The sequence below is a fragment of the Xenophilus azovorans DSM 13620 genome, from assembly GCF_000745855.1.
In the GTDB taxonomy this organism is placed as follows: domain Bacteria; phylum Pseudomonadota; class Gammaproteobacteria; order Burkholderiales; family Burkholderiaceae_C; genus Xenophilus; species Xenophilus azovorans.
Window position 1 is genome coordinate 1 of sequence record NZ_KN050769.1, and the last position, 1143, is coordinate 1143.

The following is a 1143-nucleotide window of genomic DNA, read 5'->3' on the forward strand; positions in this document are numbered from 1 at the left end:
GCCGTCCTCGCCCAGCACGCTACCTAGCAGGTCGCCGCCCAGGACGCCGTCGACCAGGTGGCTGACGCCGTCGGTGAGGTAGTCCACCTGCGTACCGACCAGGCCGAGCACCGCATCCGTGGCGCCCTCGCCGAGCAGTTGGTCGGCCAGCGGGGCAACCAGCCCGCCCGCGGCGTCGAGCACGCCGGAGGCCAGGTTGTCCACGCCGTCGAGGCCGTTCGGCGTGTCCGGATCGAAGCCGCTGCCCAGCACCGGCGCGAGCACGTTGCTGACGGTGTCGGTCAGGCCGTCGACGGCGCCGCCCAGCGGCGCGAGGACTTCGCCCAGCCCCAGGTCGCCCACCAGCGGCAGGTCGCCGACCTCGCCGAGCGCCCCTGCCACCAACTGGCTCGCGGGGTCCAGCAGCGCGTCGCCGCCGCCGCCATCGCCGCCGCTGCCGAGCAGGCCGCCCAGCAGGCCGCTGACCACGCCCTCGTCACCGACGAGGGTGTCGGCCAGGCCGCCCACCGGGCCGTCGTCGCCCAGCAGGCTGCCGACGACGCCGTCCTCGGCAAGCAGGCTGCCGACCAGGCCGTCGGGGCCGACGAGGCCGCCCACCAGGCCGTCCTCGGCCAGCAGGCCGCCGAGTGCGCCGTCTTCACCCAGCACGCCTTCCAGCAGCGCGGCCACCGGGCTGTCGGTGCCGAGCACGCCTTCGGTCAGGCCGTTCAGGCCTTCCAGGCCGAGGCCCTCCAGGACGTTGCCGAGCGGCGTGCTGTCGCCCAGCAGGTTGTTGCCGAGGTTGGCGACCGCATCCGTGAGGTAGTCCACCTGCTTGTCGAGCGAGCCGACCAGGGACGCGGTGGTGCCCTGGCCCAGCAGGCCGTCGACCGTCGGGCCGAGGCTGCTGCCCAGCGGGGAGGCGATGCTGCCCACGAAGTTGTCGACCGGGTCCAGCGCGTTCGGGTCGTCGCGCTGGAATTCGCTGCCGACCAGCGGCGCCAGCGCGTTGTTGAGCGTGTCGGTCAGGCCGTCGACCACCTGGTCGACCGGCGCCAGGGTGTCGCCCAGGCCCAGCGTGTCGCCCAGGGCGTCGGTCGCGGTGCCGGCGAGGCTGTCCGCGGGATCGAGCAGGGCGTCTGCGTCGGCGTCGGCGTCGGCATC

1 pseudogene is annotated in these 1143 nt (G+C 74.6%); it reads right to left on the minus strand.

What is annotated here, in order from left to right:
* Nucleotides 1–1143 (minus strand): annotated as a pseudogene (locus tag Q392_RS30625) (hypothetical protein); the annotation flags it as partial.